21 protein-coding genes are annotated in these 21231 nt (G+C 55.8%); 17 read left to right on the top strand and 4 right to left on the bottom strand.

Going from position 1 to position 21231, the window contains the following annotated elements; translation table 11 throughout:
* Positions 1–497: 497 nt before the first annotated feature.
* Entirely contained in the window at positions 498–1487 is a 990-nt protein-coding gene (locus MY052_RS12760; protein ID WP_035895788.1) for a 2-hydroxyacid dehydrogenase, read from the bottom strand.
* 311 nt (positions 1488–1798) lie between these two features.
* Between MY052_RS12760 and MY052_RS12755 the strand changes: the two genes are divergently transcribed.
* The 11 genes from MY052_RS12755 to MY052_RS12705 all read left to right on the top strand — a co-directional run bounded on the left by MY052_RS12755 (position 1799) and on the right by MY052_RS12705 (position 11194).
* Complete coding sequence (locus MY052_RS12755; RefSeq protein ID WP_248537105.1) at positions 1799–4441, top strand: YdbH family protein; 2643 nt, start codon at positions 1799–1801, stop codon at positions 4439–4441.
* Entirely contained in the window at positions 4438–4629 is a 192-nt protein-coding gene (locus MY052_RS12750; RefSeq protein WP_035895792.1) for a YnbE family lipoprotein, read from the top strand. Before MY052_RS12755 ends, MY052_RS12750 begins: the two co-directional genes overlap by 4 nt.
* A gap of 7 nt (positions 4630–4636) precedes the next feature.
* On the top strand, positions 4637–4960 hold the full coding sequence (locus tag MY052_RS12745) for a YdbL family probable chaperone protein (RefSeq protein WP_248538939.1): 324 nt from the start codon (positions 4637–4639) through the stop codon (positions 4958–4960).
* A 132-nt stretch (positions 4961–5092) separates the two neighbouring features.
* Complete coding sequence (gene hinT, locus MY052_RS12740; RefSeq protein ID WP_035895794.1) at positions 5093–5449, top strand: purine nucleoside phosphoramidase; 357 nt, start codon at positions 5093–5095, stop codon at positions 5447–5449.
* Positions 5450–5452: 3 nt separating this feature from the next.
* Positions 5453–5827, top strand: a complete 375-nt coding sequence (locus tag MY052_RS12735) for a YcfL family putative periplasmic lipoprotein (RefSeq protein ID WP_035895796.1) — start codon at positions 5453–5455, stop codon at positions 5825–5827.
* A 22-nt stretch (positions 5828–5849) separates the two neighbouring features.
* Positions 5850–6488 carry a penicillin-binding protein activator LpoB gene (gene lpoB, locus MY052_RS12730; protein ID WP_202218121.1) on the top strand — a complete coding sequence of 213 codons (639 nt, stop codon included), beginning with the start codon at positions 5850–5852 and terminating at the stop codon, positions 6486–6488.
* Positions 6469–7311 (top strand): thiamine kinase, encoded by an 843-nt coding sequence (gene thiK, locus MY052_RS12725; RefSeq protein ID WP_248537104.1) that lies wholly within the window; start codon positions 6469–6471, stop codon positions 7309–7311. Before lpoB ends, thiK begins: the two co-directional genes overlap by 20 nt.
* Positions 7299–8324 carry a beta-N-acetylhexosaminidase gene (gene nagZ, locus MY052_RS12720; RefSeq protein WP_248537103.1) on the top strand — a complete coding sequence of 342 codons (1026 nt, stop codon included), beginning with the start codon at positions 7299–7301 and terminating at the stop codon, positions 8322–8324. Before thiK ends, nagZ begins: the two co-directional genes overlap by 13 nt.
* A gap of 38 nt (positions 8325–8362) precedes the next feature.
* Complete coding sequence (gene ycfP, locus MY052_RS12715; protein ID WP_035895802.1) at positions 8363–8905, top strand: alpha/beta hydrolase YcfP; 543 nt, start codon at positions 8363–8365, stop codon at positions 8903–8905.
* A gap of 272 nt (positions 8906–9177) precedes the next feature.
* Complete coding sequence (locus MY052_RS12710) at positions 9178–10482, top strand: NAD(P)/FAD-dependent oxidoreductase (RefSeq protein ID WP_248537102.1); 1305 nt, start codon at positions 9178–9180, stop codon at positions 10480–10482.
* Between the two features lie 175 nt (positions 10483–10657).
* The gene (locus MY052_RS12705) at positions 10658–11194 is read left to right on the top strand and encodes a glycine zipper 2TM domain-containing protein (protein WP_035895807.1); all 537 of its coding nucleotides are present in this window, start codon (positions 10658–10660) and stop codon (positions 11192–11194) included.
* A gap of 55 nt (positions 11195–11249) precedes the next feature.
* On the opposite strand, the gene MY052_RS12700 is transcribed toward MY052_RS12705, so the two are convergent.
* Positions 11250–11888: a TetR/AcrR family transcriptional regulator gene (locus tag MY052_RS12700; protein WP_035895809.1), complete on the bottom strand. Its 639-nt coding sequence runs from the start codon at positions 11886–11888 to the stop codon at positions 11250–11252.
* A 246-nt stretch (positions 11889–12134) separates the two neighbouring features.
* Between MY052_RS12700 and bhsA the strand changes: the two genes are divergently transcribed.
* A complete protein-coding gene (bhsA, locus tag MY052_RS12695) occupies positions 12135–12392 on the top strand; it encodes a multiple stress resistance protein BhsA (protein ID WP_035895811.1) in 258 nt (85 codons plus the stop codon).
* Positions 12393–12480: 88 nt separating this feature from the next.
* Here the strand turns inward: bhsA and ldtC are convergent, their stop codons facing one another.
* Together ldtC and MY052_RS12685 are read right to left on the bottom strand one after the other, a co-directional pair.
* The gene (gene ldtC / locus MY052_RS12690; protein WP_123650459.1) at positions 12481–13440 is read right to left on the bottom strand and encodes a L,D-transpeptidase LdtC; all 960 of its coding nucleotides are present in this window, start codon (positions 13438–13440) and stop codon (positions 12481–12483) included.
* A 132-nt stretch (positions 13441–13572) separates the two neighbouring features.
* Complete coding sequence (locus MY052_RS12685) at positions 13573–15654, bottom strand: TonB-dependent siderophore receptor (protein WP_035895814.1); 2082 nt, start codon at positions 15652–15654, stop codon at positions 13573–13575.
* A 515-nt stretch (positions 15655–16169) separates the two neighbouring features.
* Between MY052_RS12685 and MY052_RS12680 the strand changes: the two genes are divergently transcribed.
* Genes MY052_RS12680 through MY052_RS12660 form a run of 5 tightly spaced genes read left to right on the top strand, consistent with a single transcriptional unit; the run spans position 16170 to position 20914 of the window.
* The gene (locus MY052_RS12680; protein WP_202215814.1) at positions 16170–16991 is read left to right on the top strand and encodes an ABC transporter ATP-binding protein; all 822 of its coding nucleotides are present in this window, start codon (positions 16170–16172) and stop codon (positions 16989–16991) included.
* A complete protein-coding gene (locus MY052_RS12675) occupies positions 16991–18007 on the top strand; it encodes a FecCD family ABC transporter permease (protein ID WP_248537101.1) in 1017 nt (338 codons plus the stop codon). The genes MY052_RS12680 and MY052_RS12675 overlap by 1 nt, the downstream gene beginning before the upstream one ends.
* Complete coding sequence (locus MY052_RS12670) at positions 18004–19056, top strand: FecCD family ABC transporter permease (RefSeq protein ID WP_035895819.1); 1053 nt, start codon at positions 18004–18006, stop codon at positions 19054–19056. The genes MY052_RS12675 and MY052_RS12670 overlap by 4 nt, the downstream gene beginning before the upstream one ends.
* Before the next feature lie 8 nt (positions 19057–19064).
* Positions 19065–20015, top strand: a complete 951-nt coding sequence (locus MY052_RS12665; protein ID WP_248537100.1) for an iron-siderophore ABC transporter substrate-binding protein — start codon at positions 19065–19067, stop codon at positions 20013–20015.
* A complete protein-coding gene (locus MY052_RS12660; protein ID WP_123650454.1) occupies positions 20012–20914 on the top strand; it encodes a MurR/RpiR family transcriptional regulator in 903 nt (300 codons plus the stop codon). Before MY052_RS12665 ends, MY052_RS12660 begins: the two co-directional genes overlap by 4 nt.
* The last annotated feature ends 317 nt before the right edge of the window (positions 20915–21231 follow it).

Raw genomic sequence — 21231 nt, 5'->3', positions numbered from 1 at the left:
GCCAACGCAAGCGTTGTTCAAAATTGCTCCCGGCAATTTTGTCCTGTCTCGGTTCGTCTCAATCCGCCATCCCTGGCGGATTGACCTTGTCTTGCGTGCTACGGCTCGCCGATTTCCAGCGGGACTCATCGGTTTCAGTGACATTTGTGTTGTTTTTTGCTGTCAACTGGAAGACCGCACGGTTTTTGGTGGCGTCTAAATCGCCGAAGCGTTTCCCGTAGGCCGGGTCAGCCCACATGGATGTGGGCTGAGGGCGCAGTTTACAGGGATGTAAACTTGCGCCCGACCCGAAGCCGGAGGGAATAAGCTGAGGGAACCACGAAGTGGCGATTTTGCCGCCAGAGCCCGGGGGTGCAGGGGGCGGCGGCGATTGGCCGCCCCTTGCGCGCTCTCTGCGCCAGTGCAATTTATATGGCTAGTGCTGGAAGAGAGCGCAACGGAGCGATATCTAAATAAATCTCCACTTACCATAGCCGAAGCCAGGCAGGCAAAACGCATCAAGCAATAGCGTTAGGACAGTCCGCTCCAGCATCAATTTGACGCAGGTTCTCCAGCGTTGTCTCCGAAATGCTGGTTAACGCCTCCGCGGTCAGGAACGCCTGGTGGCCGGTAAACAACACGTTATGACAGGCCGACAGACGACGGAACACATCATCCTGAATTACATCGTTAGACTTATCTTCAAAGAACAGATCGCGCTCGTTCTCATAGACGTCCATCCCCAACGCGCCAATTTTCTGCGTCTTCAGCGCTTCAATCGCCGACTGTGAGTCAATTAACGCACCGCGGCTGGTGTTGACGATCATTACGCCATCTTTCATTTTCTCAAACGCGCTCGCGTTGAGCAGATGATAGTTATCCGCGGTTAGCGGGCAGTGCAGCGAGATAACGTCTGACTCAGCAAACAACGTCGGCAGGTCAACGTACTCAACGCCGAGCTCCAGCGCCGCAGCGCTTGGGTACGGATCGAACGCCAGCAAACGCATCCCGAAGCCTTTCAGAATACGCAGCGCGGCAACGCCGATTTTACCGGTACCGATGACCCCGGCGGTTTTGCCGAACATGGTAAAACCGGTCAGGCCTTCGAGAGAGAAGTTGGCATCGCGAGTACGCTGATAAGCACGGTGAATACGACGGTTGAGCGTCATCATCATACCGATCGCATGTTCAGCAACGGCCTCCGGTGAGTAGGCCGGAACGCGCACGACGCGAAGGCCCAGCTCTTTGGCCGCATCAAGATCAACGTTGTTGAAGCCTGCACAGCGCAGCGCGATGTACTTCACGCCGATTTTCTTCAGCTCTTCCAGAACTGGACGGCTACCGTCGTCGTTGACGAAAATACACACCGCTTCACAGCCGTGAGCGGTTTTCGCGGTTTTTTCCGTCAGCAGGAAATCAAAAAATTCAAGTTCAAAGCCATATGTCTCATTAACATTTTGCAGGTACTTTTTGTCGTACTGCTTGGTGCTGTAAACGGCGATTTTCATAAGACTTTTCTCCAATGATTTTAGCGTTAATTTAGCATAATTCAAAAAATCTTACAAAATATAAAAATGTTTTGAAGGCTAAGGTTACGTAAAGAAACTATCACCAGTATACGCGTTTTGAAGAGGGGAACGAAATGGCCTGCTCAATCAGAATCAACTGAAATCCCTCACATTTTATTTTGCAGCAGCTATTCTTAATCCATCACAGCGGCTTTCACTCACAGGTCTGACATGCCACAATATGCTCCTTTGGATCGCCCGTTGCGCGTTCACGGCATGACTGCCTGCTTAATCTGGATATTACTGCACCCATGAAGGGTAAATACAAAGCCGTTATTGCGCTACTCCTGTTATTAGTGCTCCTCCCGTTAACGTTGGTTATGACGCTGGGGTACTGGGTTCCTACGCTGGTGGGCATCTGGCTTCCGGCTGGCACCCGCATTTCGCTAAATGAAAGTCCACGCTTTACCCACACGTCGCTGCGCATTCCTGATTTACGTTATCTGGTGGGCGACTGTGAGCTCGCTAAGCTGAAAGATGTGACGTTGTCACATCCCAGTCGCTGGCAATTACATGCTGCCGCGGTCAACCTGAACTCCGTCTGCTTTAATAAGCTGCCGCAAAATGATGCGGTACCGGGCGCGCCGCGCACACTTGCTGAATGGCAAGCGATGCTGCCGAAAACGTGGCTGACCATTGATTCGCTGAGTATCTCTCCGTGGGAAAAGTGGCAGGGTAAACTCAAGGTGTCGCTTACTGAAAAACGTCAGGAGCTAGAGTACGAGGGCGATCAGGTCACGCTACATGCGCGCCTGCAAGGACAGGCGTTGACCGTCAGTGAGTTTCACGCCAGCCTGCTTGATGGCGAACCGCCGGTGAAGCTGCTCGGTGAATTTACCATGCCGCTGGTGCCGGATGGTCTGCCGGTAAAAGGCCATCTCGAATCCACGTTCCAGGTGCCGCAGGTGCCGTCACTGGTCGATGCCGAGCTGAATTGGGACGGTAATCAGGGGCAACTGGTGATGATGGCGCGCGGTGAAGATGACCCGCTTGCCGATTTTCCGTGGCAGATAACGGAGCAGCAGCTTGTTATCAGCGATGGCCGCTGGAATTGGCCATACCAGGCGGGCATACCGCTGCGCGGACGTGTGGGCGTTAAGCTTGATAACTGGCAGCAGGGCATAGATAAAACGCAGATTACCGGCCGTCTGAGCGTACTGACCTCAGGTGATGCCGGGAAGGGCGTGGCGGTGCTGAACGTGGGGCCGGGCACGCTGAGCATGGATAACAGCGATATGCCGCTGCATCTGGTCGGTGAAGCTAAGCAGGGCGATCTTATCTTTTATGCCAAACTGCCAGCCCAACTGAGCGGCTCCCTGACGTCGCCAACGCTTGCCTTTTTGCCCGGCTCTCTATTGCGATCTCGGGGTCGAGTTATTGATGCACTGAATATCGACGACGTCCGCTGGCCGTTGGCCGGGGTGAAAATTTCGACCCAGGGTATTGATGGTCGTCTGCAGGCGATTCTTCGCGCCCATGAACGACAAACCGGTGACTTTGTGCTGCACCTGGACGGTAAGGCTGATAACTTCCTGCCGGATAAAGGCACCTGGCAGTGGCGTTACTGGGGTGACGGCCATTTCACGCCGATGCAGGCGCGCTGGGATGTCACCGGCACCGGCGAATGGCGCGATAGCGCCATTGTGCTGAACGCGCTTTCCACCGGCTTTGATAAATTGCAGTACGGCACGATGACTATCGACCAGCCGCGTTTGACGCTACAGCAGCCGATCCACTGGATTCGGGATGAACAGCATCCTAAATTTACCGGCGCGCTGGCGCTCGATGCCAAAGAAACCCGCTTTACCGGCGGTAGCGTGCTGCCTGCGTCGGCGCTGAACTTCAGCGTTGATGGGCGTGACCCGACCTTCTTCCAGTTTAAAGGCGACCTGACAGCGCAGGAGATTGGCCCGATTCGCGTGAACGGCCGTTGGGACGGTGAACGTCTGCGCGGGCAGGCCTGGTGGCCGAAACAGTCGCTGACGGTGTTCCAGCCTCTGGTCCCGCCAGACTGGAAAATGAAGCTGCGTGATGGCTCGCTTTATGCCCAGGTGGCGTTCTCTGCGGCGGCAGGGCAAGGTTTTGAAGCGGGCGGTCACGGCGTGCTGCGTAACGGCAGTGCCTGGATGCCGGATAACGAAGTTAACGGCGTGGATTTTGTCCTGCCATTCCGCCTGAAAGCGGGAGTCTGGCAGTTTGGCACCCGTCGCCCGGTCTCTTTGCGCATTGCGGAAATCGTCAACCAGGTGACGGCGCGAAACGTGACGGCTGACCTCCAGGGAACCTGGCCCTGGACCGAAGAGAGCCCGTTACAGTTGAGCGATGTCAGCGTCGACGTGCTCGGTGGCAAAGTGACGATGCAGCAGCTACGTATGCCGCAGCACGATGCGGCGCTGCTGCGCTTGCAGCATATCTCAACCAGCGAATTGATTAGCGCGGTAAACCCGAAACAGTTCGCGATGTCCGGGCCGGTCGACGGTGCGCTGCCGCTGTGGCTGAACGACAGCAAATGGATAATCAAAGACGGCTGGTTGCATAACCCCGGCCCGATGACGCTGAGGCTGGATAAAGACACCGCTGATGCCGTCGCCGACGACAACATTGCCGCCGGGGCGGCGATTAACTGGTTACGCTATATGGAGATCTCGCGTTCATGGACGCGAATCAACCTCGATAGTCTTGGTCAACTGACCTTACAGGCGACGGTGACCGGTACCGGGGTGATGGATAATAAACGAAGCACGGTGCGGCTGAACTATACGCACCAGGAGAATGTTTTTGATTTGTGGCGAAGCCTGCGCTTTGGCGACAAACTTCAGTCATGGCTTGAGCAACACGCAACCCTTCCCGGTGTGCCGTGTCGCAGTGGCACGGAATGTAAGGAGCAACAATGAAATTCACCATCGCCGTTCTGGGATTGATGGCAACGGGACTGCTATCAGGATGCGTGCCGCGCATAGAGGTGGCAGCGCCGAAAGAGCCGATTACCATCAATATGAACGTGAAAATTGAGCACGAGATCCGCATCAAGGCCGATAAGGACGTTGAGGATCTGCTGAAATCTCGTAGCGATCTATTCTGAGGCCATGATGAGAAAAATGCGGATTATCGCCGTGCTGGCATTCAGTCTCTTCAGCGTTCAGGCGCTGGCGCTTACGCTTCCCGAAGCGCGTCAGCAGGGGCGCGTCGGTGAGACGCAGGGCGGCTATCTGGCGGCCATTGCCCAGGATAGCGAAACCCTGACCCTGGTGAAAAAAATCAACCAAGCGCGCAGCCAAAGCTACCAGCAGCTAGCGCAGAGCAACAATCTGCCGCAGCAGGAGGTCGCCAGGCTTGCCGGGAAGAAGCTGATTGAAAAAGCGCAGCCGGGGGAATACGTCCAGGGCATTAACGGCCAGTGGGTGAGCAAGTAACGGTCGGAACGTATAAGAAAAAACGCATTACGGTTGAAAGAGGAGTGGAAACTCGCTCATACTCTCGGCATGTAACCTGTTCGCCGGTAACGATTTTACCGGCTGTACATGAGAATAATAAAGGAACTCCCAATGGCAGAAGAAACGATTTTCAGCAAAATCATTCGTCGTGAAATCCCATCAGATATCGTCTATCAGGACGAACTGGTGACCGCCTTCCGTGATATTTCTCCGCAGGCGCCGACCCATATTTTAATCATCCCTAATACGCTTATTGCCACCACCAACGACGTGACCGCCGAGCATGAGCTGGCGCTGGGCCGTATGGTGACCGTGGCGGCGAAAATCGCGCAGCAAGAAGGGATTGCTGAAGACGGCTATCGTCTGATCATGAACTGCAACCGTCACGGTGGGCAGGAAGTTTACCACATCCATATGCACCTGGTGGGCGGTCGCCCGCTGGGGCCAATGCTGGCGCATAAAGGCTAATCTATGAAACCGGTCTGTCTGGGTCTTGTACTTTGCGCGACGCTGCTTGCCGGATGCCATTCGCACCCGGAAATTGCGGTCAGCGAACAGCAAACGCTGGTGATGGAATCCAACGTCCTGGCGGCGGGGGTCAGCGCGGAAAAACCGGAGCTGAATTCGTCAGATATCCAGGCTACCGCCAGCTCGAAGCTGTATAACGAAAGGCGAGAGCCAGTCACCGTTCACTATCGTTTTTATTGGTATGACGCCAGAGGGCTGGAAATGCACCCGCTCGAAGCGCCGCGCAGCATCACGGTTCCTCCGATGGGATCGGTCACGCTGTACGGGACGGCTGACGGTCTTGGGGCGCATAAAGCCCGGCTTTATCTTTATCTCTGAGGGGTAAACTGGAATGAGTAAATTGGGTCGCTATGCGTTAATTGCTTCCCTGGCGATGTTCCTCGCTGGGTGTGCGGTGCGTGAACAACCGGCACCGGTCGACACGGCCAATCCACAGCAGCCGCAGCAGCCAACCGAACCGCAGCAGCCGGTACCAACGGTACCGAGCGTGCCGACGATCCCGCAGCAGCCGGGGCCGATTGAACACGGTGGTGATACGTCAGCGCAGCCAACGCCTCGCGTACGTCACTATGACTGGAACGGTGCCGCGCAGCCGCTGGTCGGCCAGATGTTACAGGCGGGCGGCGTCAATGCAGGAAGCATTCTGCTGGTTGATAGCGTCAACAACCGTACCAACGGTTCGCTGAACGCCGGTGAGGCGACCACCGCGCTGCGCAATGCGCTGGCGGGCAACGGTAAATTCACCCTGGTTTCAGCCCAACAGCTGGCGGTAGCGAAACAGCAGTTAGGCCTGTCGCCGCAGGATAGCCTTGGCTCTCGCAGCAAAGCGATGGGGATTGCCCGCAACGTTGGCGCACAGTATGTGCTTTATTCCAACGCCACCGGCAACGTTAACTCGCCGGTGCTGCAAATGCAGCTGATGCTGGTTCAGACCGGGGAAATTGTCTGGTCAGGTAAGGGTGCGGTTGCGCAACAATAAGCTCACGCGTGACGCACTTCTGTCACGCGAATTCCCGCACTATCACATTGTCGCCAGCCCCGAAACCGCGGGGCTGAGCGGCAGTAGCTGTATTCTGCAAAACGGTGAACGACGTCTGGTGCTTCGACAGCACCACGACCCGGATGCACCTGAAAGCGACTTCCTCCGACAGTATCATGCCCTGCGACGGCTTCCACCGACGCTGGCACCAAAGCCTATTTTTTATACGCCTGGCTGGATGGCGGTTGAATTTTTAGCCGGTGAGATCAAAAGCGTGCTCCCGGCGCATCGTCCGCTGGCCGCTCTCCTGTATGATTTGCACCAGCAGCATCGATTTGGTTGGGCGCTTTCGCTTAAGCCGCTGCTTGAATACTACTGGCAGCAGTGCGACCCGGCGCGACGCACGCCGCTGTGGCTACGTGAATTACAGCGGTTGAAAAAACAGGGTGAACCGCTGGCGTTGAGACTGGCGCCGCTGCATATGGATGTTCATGCGGGTAATATCGTCCATACCCCGGAGGGGCTGCGGCTCATCGACTGGGAGTATGCCGGAGACGGGGACGTGGCGCTGGAACTGGCCGCCGTCTGGACACCTGATAATGAACAGCGCTACCGGCTTTCACAAGCTTATGCTGAACGGGCGAAAATCTCCCCCGATCTCCTCTGGAGACAGGTTAAGCGTTGGCGACCCTGGGTATTGATGCTAATGGCAGGCTGGTTCGAATGTCGCTGGCAGCAAAGCGGTGACAAACAATTTATTTCGCTGGCGGATGAAATATGGCGCCAGCTTAGCGACAAAAAGGAGGCCGTGTGGGGCCAGTAATGTTGGATGTTGAAGGCTACGAGCTGGATGCCGAAGAACGTGAGATTCTGGCGCATCCGCTGGTGGGCGGTTTAATTCTCTTCACCCGGAACTATCACGATCCCGAGCAGCTTCGCGAGCTGGTACGTCAGATTCGTAGCGCGTCCCGTAACCATCTGGTGGTGGCGGTCGATCAGGAAGGCGGGCGCGTCCAGCGTTTCCGTGAAGGTTTTACCCGGCTGCCTGCGGCGCAATCTTTTGCTGCCGTGCTGGGTGAAGAAGCGGGCGGTCGCATGGCGAGCGATTCGGGATGGCTGATGGCGAGCGAAATGATTGCCATGGACATCGATATCAGCTTTGCGCCGGTGCTGGACGTCGGCCATATCTGCACCGCCATCGGCGAGCGCTCCTATCATGCCGATCCGCACAAAGCGCTGGCGATGGCGCGTCATTTCATTGACGGCATGCACAGCGCCGGAATGAAAACCACCGGGAAGCATTTCCCCGGGCACGGTGCGGTCACCGCTGACTCGCATAAAGAGACGCCGCATGACCTGCGCTCAGAGGCTGAAATCCGCGCCAAAGATATGGCGGTGTTCAAAACGTTGATTACTGAAAACGCGCTCGACGCCATTATGCCCGCGCACGTCATCTATGATGATGTGGACCCACGCCCGGCCAGCGGTTCGCCGCACTGGCTGAAAACGGTGCTCCGTGGTGAACTGGGCTTTGACGGCGTTATCTTCTCTGACGATTTATCGATGGAAGGCGCGGCGATTATGGGCAGCTATGCCGAACGTGGCCAGGCATCGCTGGATGCAGGTTGCGATATGATCCTCGTCTGCAATAATCGTAAAGGGGCCGTCAGCGTGTTAGATAACCTGTCGCCGATCAACGCTGAGCGTGTTACGAAGTTGTATCATAAAGGTTCATTTAGCCGTCAGGAACTGATGGACTCCGCCCGCTGGAAAACGGTTAGCGCAGAGCTGGAGCAACTCCACGAACGCTGGCAGGAAGAGAAGGCTGGTCATTAACCCTCCCGGTGTGGGAGTAATGGTGTGGTGAGGATCAAATGATTATCTATTTACACGGTTTTGACTCGAATAGCCCAGGCAACCATGAAAAAGTGCTGCAACTGCAGTTTATCGACCCGGACGTGCGGTTGATTAGCTACAGTACGCTGCACCCGAAACATGACATGCAGCATTTGCTCAAGGAAGTGGACAAGATGCTGCAACTGAGCGCCGATGAACGTCCGCTGATTTGCGGCGTAGGGCTCGGCGGTTTTTGGGCGGAGCGTATCGGCTTCCTGTGTGATATTCGTCAGGTGATGTTCAACCCGAACCTGTTCCCGAATGAGAACATGGACGGCAAGATTGATCGCCCGGAAGAGTATGCCGATATCGCCACCAAGTGCGTGAATAACTTCCGCGAGAAGAACCGTGACCGCTGTCTGGCTATTCTCTCTCGCCATGATGACGCGCTGGATAGCCAGCGTTCCGCTGAGATGCTGCATCATTACTATGAGATTATCTGGGATGAAGAGCAGGGACATAAGTTCAAGAATATCTCCCCGCATTTGCAGCGAATCAAAGCCTTTAAAACACTAGGCTAAATCGGCTTGAAGAGGCCCCGGCAACGTTGCGTTGTCGGGGCTTTTTTTTGTTAATTTTTAACCACGCCACGCGTTTATCCGCTATTAAAAATACCGTTCGCTCAACTTCTGTGCGATAAAACTTGATGCACATCAATTTTGGTATGACCAATGCACCATTCATGTTATTCTCATTGCAGCTGAATGGTTTCACACAAGTAACTTGTTGTTAATTAAAGGCTATATTAATAACTTTTAATTAACAATTGGTTAATAAATTTTAAGGGGGTCACATGACTACGCCAATGAAAAAAATCGTAATTGTGGGTGGTGGTGCTGGCGGCCTGGAACTGGCTACTCAACTGGGTAGAAAGCTTGGCCGCAGTAAAAAAGCAAAAATCACGCTGGTGGATCGTAACCATAGCCACCTGTGGAAACCGCTGCTGCACGAAGTGGCCACCGGGTCTCTGGATGAAGGCGTGGATGCGCTGAGCTACCTGGCGCACGCGCGTAATCATCACTTCCAGTTCCAACTGGGTTCGGTGATGGACATTAACCGCGAAGCAAAAACCATTACCATCGCTGAGCTGCGCGATGAAAAGGGTGAGCTGCTGGTGCCTGAGCGTAAAGTGGCGTACGACACGCTGGTGATGGCGCTGGGCAGTACCTCCAACGACTTCAACACGCCGGGCGTAAAAGATCACTGTATCTTCCTCGACAACCCGCATCAGGCGCGCCGTTTCCATCAGGAAATGCTGAACCTGTTCCTGAAATATTCCGCGAACCTGGGTGCCAACGGCAAGGTCAATATCGCCATTGTCGGCGGTGGGGCGACCGGCGTTGAGCTGTCCGCTGAGCTGCATAACGCGGTTAAACAGCTGCATAGCTACGGCTACAAAGGCTTAAGCAACGAAGCGCTGAACGTGACGCTGGTGGAAGCCGGTGAGCGAATTCTGCCTGCGCTGCCGCCGCGCATCTCCGGTGCGGCACACAGTGAGCTGACCAAAATGGGCGTACGCGTACTGACTCAGACGATGGTCACCAGCGCTGACGCAGGCGGCCTGCACACCAAAGACGGTGAGTATATTGAAGCGGATCTGATGGTTTGGGCTGCCGGTATTAAAGCACCAGACTTTATGAAAGAGATTGGCGGGCTGGAAACCAACCGTATTAACCAACTGGTAGTGGAGCCAACGCTGCAAACCACCCGCGACCAGGATATTTACGCGATTGGCGACTGCGCGTCCTGTGCGCGTCCTGAAGGCGGCTTTGTGCCACCACGTGCTCAGGCTGCCCACCAGATGGCAACCTGGGCGCTGAACAACATTCTGGCGCAGATGAAGGGCAAAGAGCTGAAAGCCTATAGCTATAAAGACCACGGTTCTCTGGTGTCGCTCTCTAACTACTCCACCGTCGGCAGTCTGATGGGCAACCTGATGCGCGGCTCGATGATGATTGAAGGGCGCATCGCGCGTATGGTCTACATCTCTCTGTACCGTATGCACCAGATTGCGCTGCACGGGTACGTGAAAACCGGCTTGATGATGCTGGTGGGCAGCATTAACCGCGTGATTCGTCCGCGTCTGAAGCTGCATTAATCATCGCGCTGTTCCCGGCGTCGGCGTTCACGCCGACGCCGGGAAATCCCCTCCTCAGAATCCTCCGAAACACCCAGCACGCCACATTAAATCCTGCTTTTGCGCTTTTGTCTGATAGGCACTGCTAACGATCAGTTGCACAATTGTTAGCAATAGCAACATAGGAGGATCTCCCGTGAATAAATCAATGTTGGCGGGTATTGGTATTGGCGTTGCAGCCGCACTTGGGGTTGCCGCCGTAGCGAGTATGAACGTTTTCGACCGTGGCCCGCAGTATGCGCAGGTTATCTCCGCTACACCAATCAAGGAAACCGTCAAAAATCCGCGTCAGGAGTGCCGTAACGTGACGGTCACTCATCGTCGTCCTGTACAGGATGAAAACCGTATCGCAGGCTCTGTGCTGGGGGCTGTTGCGGGCGGCGTCATTGGACATCAATTTGGTGGCGGGCACGGTAAAAGTGTCGCTACCGTGGTCGGCGCTTTAGGCGGCGGCTATGCCGGTAATCAGGTGCAGGGTGCAATGCAGAATAATGACACCTACACCACCAACGAGCAGCGCTGTAAGACGGTGTACGACAAGTCTGAGAAAACGCTCGGTTATGATGTGACCTACAAAATCGGCGACCAGCAGGGCAAAATCCGTATGGATAAACAGCCTGGTAGCCAGATACCGCTGGATAGCAATGGTCAGCTGGTACTGAATAAAGCCTAAAATAGCCGTGAATATGCTGTTCGCCCCTCATTCTTTCAGAGTGAGGGGCGTTTTTTTACTGCTCGGCAATCATCTGCGGCCAGAGGCGCAGCGTGGTGTCGGTAATTTGCATCAGCGTCTCAAAGCTTGCCCCCTCGCGGGCGCTAATTGACATCCCCTGCAAAATACAGCTTAAGAACTGTGCCACCTCGGTGACGTTTTTCCCTGCCGGAATTTCCCCACGCGATTGACGCAGCGAAAGGAACTGATTCAGCGTCTGTTCCTGTACTGCATGACGAGACTTAATCGTTTTCGCAATTTCTTTTGACGATGCCGCCAGCGCCGCAGAGGTATTGATCATAAAGCAGCCCGCGGGGGTATCCTTGCTGGTGAAACAGGTCGCAACGGCGGTGAAGTAGTTGCGAAGCGCTTCTATAACCGGCTGCTCATCGCAGAACAGACAGGCTTCGTTTTTGGAAGCAAAGTGCGTGATGTAGTGATCGAGAACGGCGCGGAACAGCCCCTCTTTATTCACAAACTCGGCGTATAGCGTCGGCGCTTTTGCACCCGTAGCTTCGACAAGGTCGGAGAGGGATGTTGCTTCATAGCCATACTGCCAGAATAGCGTCATCGCTTTATCAAGCGCCGCTTCCCGGTCGAATACTTTAGGTCGACCGCGGCCTTTTTTCGCGCAACTTTGCGTGTCAGTTGTCATCGTGCCGCCTACCTTAGTCGGTGTTTAATGAACGTTCATTATAAAAATATTCCACGAAAGGGGCTAGCGCTTCCGTAACGAAAAATAAAAAGAACATATTCATATGAAAAATATATGAATCTTTATTAAATAAACGATCGTTATAAAAATCCGTTGACGTGTGACGCAGATCTCATTATGATTAACCTATCGATCGTTAAGTTAATAACGCCTGACCTACAAAAATCATCTGCAAAGGTAATAATCATGAAAAACGTAAAAACTCTGGCCATCGCAGCCGTACTAAGCTCCCTGTCATTTGCAAGCTTTGCCGCCGTTGAAGTGCAATCTACTCCGGCAGACCAGCATAAAGTCGGTAGCATCTCTGCTTCCGCAGGCCCTAACCTGGCGTCTCTGGAACAAGAATTGGCTCAGAAAGCGGATGACATGGGTGCGAAATCATTCCGTATCACTTCCGTTAGCGGTCCAAATAACCTGCACGGCACCGCAGTCATCTATAAATAAGCGTTAAAACCCTCATAATGCTTATGTCACTGCTATAAAAAAGGCCCTGAGCGTATCCCGCTCAGGGCCTTTTACTTTGTGGCTTCGGTTACATATTTTGCTGAGCGACGTCGTGATGACGGGTGACATCAACCGGCATCCCGGAACGCACATCCATCACTTTATTCATCACGGCGGTGTCCGTATTGGCATCCTGGCTAAACGCCTTCATGCTCGCGTTCAGGACGATAGGCAGGGTTTGCGGATCGTCATCAATATGCTCAGACAGCGGCTGGTGAACTTCGACCAGGCGCACGCCGTTTGGCTCTACCGATGTTTTAATTGGCGTATTAATGATGGTTACTTTCGTCCCCGGCGTAACCTGCTCGAATAGTGCTTTGATGTCGTTATCGCGCAGACGAATACAGCCAGAGCTCACGCGCATGCCGATACCAAAATCGGCGTTGGTGCCGTGAAGCAGGTAGACGCCACCGTAAGCGGCCAGACGAATAGCGTGATGGCCCATTGGGTTATCAGGGCCAGCTGGCATCACCGCAGGAAGTTCAATCCCCTGGGCTTTATAGCGTGCGCGGATATTGGCGGTTGGCGTCCAGGTCGGGTTGGCGCGCTTATCGGATACAGTGGTCACCATGGTTGGCGTTACCGTTGTACCGCCTAGCTGGCCGATGCCGATAGGGTAGACGGTGACCGTATTTTTGCCCGGAGGGTAGTAGTAGAGGCGCAGCTCTGCCAGGTTCAGCACGATACCTTCGCGCGGCACGTCCGGTAGCAGCGTCTGCAGCGGAATGGTTAATACGCTTCCGGCGCGCGGAACGTAGGGGTCAACGCCCGGGTTGGCCTGTAAGAGAGCCAGAAATCCCACGTTGTATTTTTTGGCGATCGACTCCAGCGAACCGCCGTTGTTCTCGACGACGTGAAAGCGGTTTTCGCCCACCAATCGACTCCCCGGCGGTGGAAGCGGCCAGCTATTGGCGCTGGCGGGCAGCGCCACGCAGGCAGCGAGGAATAATCCCACCAACCAGCGTGAAAGTTGCAGTGTTTGTCTCATGACGATAATCCCCAAAGTCCGAATGTGTTGCCTAAAAGTTAAAGCGACTATTATGCGGAAGGGAACTGTAGGGAAGTGCTAAGGGATTGAAAGAGTATGTAAACGCGGCCCCGGAGACGGGGCCGCTGGCGGTTAGAAGGACATTTTCACCGTGAACTGCACTTCGCGCGGGTCGCCAATCTGGTTGCCCAGGTTGTTGCTGGCGATGGACGAGGTGTAGTAGGTCTTGTCGAACAGGTTTTTGACGTTCACCTGAAGCGTGACCGGATATTGCAGCTTCATCTTATAGGCCGCAAAGATGTCAGCCACTGCGTAACCCGGCAGGTAGTAATCCGCGCCGTTGGTGCCAGAACGACGACTCAACGCGTGGCCGCCGCCGCCGAGGGTCAGAGTGTTGCTGTCGTAGACGTTGTTGATATCATAGGTCAGGAACAGTGAACCGGTATGGCGCGGGACGTTTGGTAGCGGTTTGCCTGCGTAGTCTGGGTCGTCAATCACCTTCGCATCGGTGTAGCCGTAGCTGGCAATCACATTCAGATTGTCGGTAAGCGAGCCCGCAACATCCACTTCAATCCCGCGAGAACGTACTTTACCCGCCGTTTTAGCGTAGGTTTCGTCGCCGATAGTCTCGGTATACAGCACGTTGCGTTTATGAATATCGAAGAAGGTGATATTCGACGTTACGCCGTTGAAGAGATCAAACTTCGCGCCCATCTCATACGCCGTGGACTCTTCCGGCGGCAGGTCGCCGATGTAGCTGGCAATGGATGACTGCGGCATAAACGACTGCGCCACGTTACCAAACAGCGAGACGTTTGGCGTCAGCTTATAAACCATACCGAACTTCGGCGTCAGCTTCTCATCCTGGCTATCGGTATTGGCATTAAATGGACGACCTTTGCCCGCATACTGGGTGTAATACTGGTAGCGAGCCCCGGCGACGGCAATCCATTTATCGGTCAGGTAGAGCGCATCCTGCACGTAGGTCGCGTAAGTTTCCTGTTGAATACGCTGGTCGCTGTCGGCGGCCGAAACGCTGGTACATTTGCTGAGCGAGCCGTAAACCGGATCATAAATATTAAAGCCATTTTTGACGTTTTTGCAGCGGATCATGTCGGTACGCAGCAGGTCATAGTTCTCATAGGCGATGCCGGTCAGCAGCTCGTTATAGAAGCCACCAATCACCACGTTGCCCTGCAGGTCGGCACGGGTGGAGTGCATACGCTGGGTCGAACCCTGAGTGGCATCGACGCGGCGGGTCAGGTTGCCCGTTTTCGAGTCGTAAGCCATGACGCGCGCCTGGTTATCGCTATACATGTCCTGACTAAAGCTATAGTCGAAACGCGCGGTCCACTGGCTGTTCAGGCGGTATTCCGCGTTGAGCTGCGCCAGGTCGGAGTTACCGTCGGTGACATTGAACGGCTCGTCAAAACGCTCCTTGCGGGAGACGTTCACCGCATGCCCGGTATCAAGATCGAAAATGGTGCCGCGATCGAATGGCGTATTGTAGTTACGATGTGACCAGGAGAGATTCACCGTCGCATCGTCGCCAAACCACGTCAGGGAAGGGGCAATAAAGCTGCTGCGCGATTTGCCGAAGTTACGCCAGTAATCTTCATTCTGATATTCGCCAATCAGGCGATACGCCAGTCGGGTGCCTTCAATAGGACCAGTGACATCGATCTGCCCGGTGCCGCCGCCAAAGCTGCTGGAGGTGGCCGAAATGTCGCCGGAAAAGGTGCGCTCCGGACGTTTGGTCACGACGTTAATCAGGCCGCCTGGGTCCAGAATCCCGTAGAGGGTTGAGGCTGGCCCTTTGAGGACCTCAACGCGCGAGGTGGCCGCGTTAAAGCTGCGGGGCAGTACGGTACGCAGACCGTTGGTCATAATAGATCCATCGCGGTTCGCGCCAAAACCACGGCGGGTAAAGGCATCCTGAGTGCCGCCGAGAGTGTTGGTTTGTACGACGTTCGCGACGTTATACAGCGCTTCATCAAGCGACGTCGCGTGCTGGTCTTCCAGCACTTTGTCGCTCACCGTGTTCACCACCTGCGGAATATCCAACAGCGGCATAGAGGTGAGCGTAGCGGTAGAGCTGCTGATTGGCTGATAACCGTCGGTGACGGTCTCATCGGCCTGCGCGGTGGTGCCAATCACCGTCATGGCTTCTTCTTTTTTCGCCGTATCCCCACTTGTCGTGTTTTCGGCCGCCATCAGCGAAGGGGAGGCAACTGCCCCCAGAAAAAGCAGTGAAAAAAGTGCGCGTCCGGACGTTCCCGTGAACGTCGGGAGTAATTGTTTCATCTCTCTGTTTCCCATAAAAAAACCGCCGAAGGATGGCAGTCAAAATTGATAAAAATCATTGCCCTGAATAGCGAAAATCATCCGTTCACACCGCCAGGTGGTGTTCAGGATGTGTAATTGAGAATCATTCAAACATGCAAAAATGTAGTAGTAAATGCAGTTGGTGATAAATTTATCAGCGGCAGTCAAAGGGCTGTTACAAGACGTGGGGAATGAGGAGTGGTGTTCATAATTTATTGAATTTAAATAATATTAATAATTGTCGTCAGATGCTAAAACCACGGAATCTCACTAAAACCTTATGAAGTGAAGCGTTAATGTAGCGATCTTGACTACTACATTACGACATTGCATGATCAAAAGAGAATGAGATTTATTTATAGTGCAGAACGATACCACGTCGTTGCCGCCGGAGAGAAAGAAACATGCCACAGCGGCAAAATACCCCGCAGGAACGCGGAATTGTGCTGGAGTCCCTTTGTGCTGGATATGGCAATCAGCGCATCGTTGATAACATCAATCTGACGCTACCCGTCGGTAAAATGACGGTATTAGCGGGGGCCAACGGTTCAGGCAAATCTACCTTACTCAACACTATCGCGCGGATGCTGAAACCGTTGGGAGGCTGCGTGCGCCTTGATGGTCGCGATATTCATCAGCAGCCAACCAAACAGGTAGCGCGCCAGCTAGGCCTGCTGCCACAATCGCCGCTGACCCCGGAAGGGCTCACCGTGTTTGAACTGGTCTCGCGCGGGCGCTATCCGTGGCAGGGGCTGATTCGTCAATGGTCGCCGGAAGATGAAGCTGCGGTCGAGACGGCGCTGCGCCTGACCGGTACGCTGGAGTTTGCCCATTTGCCGGTCGACAGTCTGTCCGGCGGCCAGCGTCAGCGCTGCTGGATAGCCATGGCGCTGGCGCAACAAACGCCGACCATTCTGCTGGATGAACCGACCACCTGGCTTGATTTACGCTATCAGGTTGAAATTCTCGAACTGCTCCAGCAACTCACGCGCGAGCATGGGCGCACCGTGGTGACGGTGCTGCATGACCTTAACTTTGCGGTGAACTACGCCGATACGCTGATTTTCATGAAGCAGGGACGTATTGCCAGCATCGTGGATGAGACGTCCCCTTGTACGGCGGAAATCATCAAACAGGTTTTTGATGTCGATGTACTGATGCTGCCTAACCCGCAAACCGGTAAACCGCTGTTCATGCCATTCTGCGCGCGCCCGGAGCAGGTCTGATGGTAACGCAAAGTCTTATTCAACGGCCGCACCGCATACGCCCGCTGGGGGCGCTGCTGCTGGTGAGCAGCCTGCTGTGTATAGGCGCGATTATCCACCTGGGGCTCGGCGCGCGGACCATTGCGCCGCGCGTTGTGGTGGAAGCGTTGCTGCACTACGACCCGCGCAACTTCGATCACCGCATTATCGTCAACCTGCGTCTGACGCGTCTTCTGGCGGCGTTGCTGACCGGCGCGGCGCTTGGGGCGGCGGGTCTGCTGCTGCAAACCGTTATCCGTAATCCACTGGGCGAGCCGCATATTCTTGGCCTTAACGCCGGAGCCACGCTTGCCGTGGTGGTGTGTTCTGCCGCCGGGATAACCGTCGGTGTGAGCCGACCCCTGGCGGCCGCTTTAGGCGCGGCGGCGCTGTTTGGTCTGGTAATGATGCTGGCTTCCGCGGGGCGTGCTGGTGCGACGGCAATGAAAATCACGCTCTGCGGCGTGGCGCTTTCGGCTTTTGCGTCAGCCATTACCGCCTCCATTTTGATCCTTGACGAACAGACATTACAGGCCATGCGCACCTGGCTTGCGGGCGATCTCTCCGGTATTAGCCTGACCACCTTACAGATAGCCTCCATTCCGACGTTGCTAGGCATACTTCTGGCGGGAATCCTCGCGCCCCGACTCAATATCCTGGCCCTGGGCGACCGGGTCGCCAGCGGTCTTGGCGTTTCGGTGGCGCGCACGCGTGTACTCGGGGTTATTGCTATCGCTCTGCTATGCGGGGCGGCTGTCTCCGTCGCGGGGCCGATTGGTTTTATCGGCCTGGTGGTGCCGCATGTGATTCGCCGCTGGGCGGGGCAGGACATTCGCATTGGGCTGCTGCTGGCGCTACCGACCGGTGCGCTATTGCTCTTATCCGCGGATATTCTTGCTCGTTGGCTGCTGGCACCACAGGAGTTGGCGACTGGAGTGATGACCGCCATGGTGGGTGCGCCGGTGTTTATTGCGATTGCGGTGAGGTTCTTTAAATGACGCGAGTAGTCACCCGCGCGGGGTTTCGCGCCGTCGCGCTTGGCCCGTTACGCATTCTGCTGCGTCCACGGCTGCTGAAAATCGCCGCCGCGTTGCTGGTCGTTATTGTGCTGCTGCTGGTTTTTGGCGTCACGCGAGGTTCGCTGCCGATTCCCACCGGCGCAATCGGTCGGGCGCTGTTTATGCCAGAGGCGTTAAGCGCGCAGCAGGTGTTTATCGTCCGTGATATTCGTTTGCCGCGGCTGCTGATGGCTATCTTCTGCGGCGGGATGCTCGGACTTGCCGGGGCGGCAATGCAGTCGATAACCCGCAATGGTCTGGCTGACCCTGGATTGATTGGCGTGAAAGAGGGGACCAGCGTGGTTGTGCTGACGCTGATCCTCGCATTCCCCGCCGTCAGCCTTGCCTGGCGGCCGCTGGCGGGGATGCTCGGCGGTGTGCTGGTGGCGCTGCTGGTCATCGTGCTGGCCCGTGACCTTTCGCGCCCGCGCTTTATTCTGATTGGTATTGGCGTGTCGTGGGCGCTCTCGGCGGCGATGGGGCTCTTTATCACTACCGCCGATATTCGCGATGTACAAACGGCGATGACCTGGCTTGCGGGTAGCCTGCACGCCGCGACCTGGCCGCTGCTGGCAGTCGCCATGGCGTGGGCACTGCCGGCCGTGGTGATTCTTTATCTGACCGCACGGGCGGCGGACGTTGCGCTGATGGGCAATCAGGTTGCCAACGGGTTGGGCGTGCGGTTATCGCGTCTGACGATGCTGCGATTTATCGCACCGGTGCTACTGACGGCGGCGAGCGTGTCCTGCGTCGGCAGTCTGGGTTTTGTCGGCCTGATGGCCCCGCATATGGCGCGCTTTATGCTGCGCGGCGGCCAGGTGGCGCTGCTGACCGGCAGCGCGTTGATTGGCGCGTTACTGGTCCTGCTGACCGACACCATCGGGCGTCTGGCCTTTGCACCGCTACAAATTCCGGCAGGGATCATCATTTCGCTGATTGGCTGCCCTTTCTTTATTTTACTGCTGTGGCGTCGCCGCGACGCCTTGTGAGGTTCAGGATGACCCTTCGTGGGCTGATGTCTTTGTTGTGCCTGTGTAGCGTTTCCGCGTTCGCGCAAACGCACCCGTTTACCGACGATCTGGGCCGCGTGGTTCAGGTTCCCGATAATCCTAAACGCATTGTTTCGATGCACGATCTCGATATTACCATTCCACTGATTGAGCTTGGCGTGCCGCCGGTTGCCAGTCACGGACGAACCCGTCCGGATGGCAGCCACTATTTGCGCTCCAGCGCGATGCTGACCGGCGTTGATTTTGACAACAGCGATATCAAGTTTATCGGCACCGCCGATATCGATCTCGAAGCGGTGGCGGCGGCTAAGCCCGACCTGATCATTACCGAACCCAACCGCAACGTACCCATAGAGCAGTTGGCGAAAATTGCGCCGACGGTCAGCATTGACCATCTGTTGGGCAGCGCACCGCGCATTTACGGCAAACTGGCTGAGCTGACCGGAACGCAGGCACGGCTGGCTATCCTCAACCGCCGCTATCAGACGCAAATCGAGCAGCTCAAACAGACCATCGATACCCATAAAATCACCGTCTCGGTGATTCAGGCCAATAACGGCAAGGTCACTGTACATCACGCCTATCATTCGTTGGGGCGCGTGCTGCGCGATGCGGGCTTCCGCTTTCCGCCGCTGATTGAAGGCATTCCTGACGGCCAGCGCATCGACGTAAGCGCTGAACAATTGCCGGAGCTGGACGCCGATTTCCTGTTTGCCACCTGGCGCTCGGATACCGGCGGCAAGCCGCAGGATGAGCTCAACGATATGGAAAAAGTGATGCCGGGCTGGTGTGATTTTATGCGGGCCTGCCGCACCGGGCATTACATTTTGCTGCCGCGCGATGAGGTGATCTCTAACTCTTATGCTTCGTTAAATCTGCTGGTGGCGGAGGTGCAGTCGCAAATTGCCGGGCGTCCGTTGCCTAAGGAACCGAAATGAGCCAGACGTTGATCCGTAAAGAGAAACGCCGGGTCGACCTGTTTGGCGAGCGCCTGCGCAGCCGTACCAGCCAGCTTTCACCGCGGCTGCTGGCCGTCGCACACTGGATAGACGATAACCGTGAAGCGGTGCTCGACCATACAGCAATGGAAATCGCTGCCGCGACGCAAACCTCCGATGCCACCGTAGTCCGGGCTATTCAGGCGTTGGGCTTTGCGGGCCTGCGTGACCTCAAGCAGACCATGCAGCACTGGTTTGGTCCGACCATCACCTCGTCGGAAAAAATGGCCTCGACGGTTGGAGCGTTGACCAGCGATGTGAATTCAAGCATCGATTTTGTGCTGGAAGGGCATCAGCGCGCCTGTGAAATGCTCGCCAGCACCAGCAACCGCGCGGCGATAGCCCAGGCGGTGGCGCTGCTTGGCGATGCGCGGCAGGTGGCGCTGTTTGGCATTGGTGCATCGGGAATTTTGACCGAGTACACCGCGAGACTGTTCAGTCGTATTGGTTTGCCGTCCTGCGTACTTAACCGTACCGGCTTTAGCCTGGCCGAGCAGATTATTTCGTTACAGCGCGGCGACGTGCTGATTATGATGGGGCAAAAATCGCCGCACCGGGAAGGGCTGACGACGCTGCGTGAGGCTGAGCGATTGGGGATTCCGACGATTTTGCTCACTCAGGCTACCGATTCGCGCTTTAGCGATATGGCGCAGGTGGTGATCCACGTTCCACGCGGAGAGAATGGGCGGGTGCCGTTGCACGGAACGGTGATGGTGTGTCTGGAGATGTTGGTGCTGTCGGTGGCGTCCACCCATTCGCAGCGTACGCTGCGGTCGATGAAGCGGATTAACGATTTGCATAAGGCGATTGGGAAGTCTGGGGGGCGGAAAGGGGGGTAGCTTGAGCGTTGCTTTTTACGTTCTGAGTTTCATTCAGGTTTATCACTCCGTTGCGCTCCCTTCCAATGCTAGCCATATAAATTGCGCTGGCGCAGGGAGCGCGCAGGGGGAGGCCAATCGCCGCCTCCCCCTGCACCCCCGGGCTCTGGCGGCAAAATCGCCACTTCGTGGTTCCCTCAGCTTATTCCCTCCGGCTTCGGGTCGGGCGCAAGTTTACATCCCTGTAAACTGCGCCCTCAGCCCACATCCCTGTGGGCTGACCCGGCCTACGGGAAACGCTTCGGCGATTTAGACGCCACCAAAAACCGTGCGGTCTT

This window comes from Kluyvera ascorbata (assembly GCF_023195735.1).
Lineage (GTDB): Bacteria > Pseudomonadota > Gammaproteobacteria > Enterobacterales > Enterobacteriaceae > Kluyvera > Kluyvera ascorbata.
Note: the sequence above shows the minus strand (reverse complement) of the source record. Positions and strands in the feature narration are given on the sequence as shown.

What these genes read in the sequence shown, in the direction of transcription:
- MY052_RS12675 (WP_248537101.1), top strand. Translation starts at nt 16,991, where the DNA reads ATGGTAACGCAAAGTCTTATTCAACGGCCGCACCGCATACGCCCGCTG.
- MY052_RS12685 (WP_035895814.1), bottom strand. Translation starts at nt 15,654, where the DNA reads ATGGCGGCCGAAAACACGACAAGTGGGGATACGGCGAAAAAAGAAGAA.
- MY052_RS12710 (WP_248537102.1), top strand. Translation starts at nt 9,178, where the DNA reads ATGACTACGCCAATGAAAAAAATCGTAATTGTGGGTGGTGGTGCTGGC.
- MY052_RS12750 (WP_035895792.1), top strand. Translation starts at nt 4,438, where the DNA reads ATGAAATTCACCATCGCCGTTCTGGGATTGATGGCAACGGGACTGCTA.
- bhsA (WP_035895811.1), top strand. Translation starts at nt 12,135, where the DNA reads ATGAAAAACGTAAAAACTCTGGCCATCGCAGCCGTACTAAGCTCCCTG.
- MY052_RS12700 (WP_035895809.1), bottom strand. Translation starts at nt 11,888, where the DNA reads ATGACAACTGACACGCAAAGTTGCGCGAAAAAAGGCCGCGGTCGACCT.
- MY052_RS12670 (WP_035895819.1), top strand. Translation starts at nt 18,004, where the DNA reads ATGACGCGAGTAGTCACCCGCGCGGGGTTTCGCGCCGTCGCGCTTGGC.
- hinT (WP_035895794.1), top strand. Translation starts at nt 5,093, where the DNA reads ATGGCAGAAGAAACGATTTTCAGCAAAATCATTCGTCGTGAAATCCCA.
- MY052_RS12665 (WP_248537100.1), top strand. Translation starts at nt 19,065, where the DNA reads ATGACCCTTCGTGGGCTGATGTCTTTGTTGTGCCTGTGTAGCGTTTCC.
- MY052_RS12760 (WP_035895788.1), bottom strand. Translation starts at nt 1,487, where the DNA reads ATGAAAATCGCCGTTTACAGCACCAAGCAGTACGACAAAAAGTACCTG.
- MY052_RS12680 (WP_202215814.1), top strand. Translation starts at nt 16,170, where the DNA reads ATGCCACAGCGGCAAAATACCCCGCAGGAACGCGGAATTGTGCTGGAG.
- MY052_RS12735 (WP_035895796.1), top strand. Translation starts at nt 5,453, where the DNA reads ATGAAACCGGTCTGTCTGGGTCTTGTACTTTGCGCGACGCTGCTTGCC.
- MY052_RS12745 (WP_248538939.1), top strand. Translation starts at nt 4,637, where the DNA reads ATGAGAAAAATGCGGATTATCGCCGTGCTGGCATTCAGTCTCTTCAGC.
- MY052_RS12660 (WP_123650454.1), top strand. Translation starts at nt 20,012, where the DNA reads ATGAGCCAGACGTTGATCCGTAAAGAGAAACGCCGGGTCGACCTGTTT.
- ycfP (WP_035895802.1), top strand. Translation starts at nt 8,363, where the DNA reads ATGATTATCTATTTACACGGTTTTGACTCGAATAGCCCAGGCAACCAT.
- MY052_RS12755 (WP_248537105.1), top strand. Translation starts at nt 1,799, where the DNA reads ATGAAGGGTAAATACAAAGCCGTTATTGCGCTACTCCTGTTATTAGTG.
- ldtC (WP_123650459.1), bottom strand. Translation starts at nt 13,440, where the DNA reads ATGAGACAAACACTGCAACTTTCACGCTGGTTGGTGGGATTATTCCTC.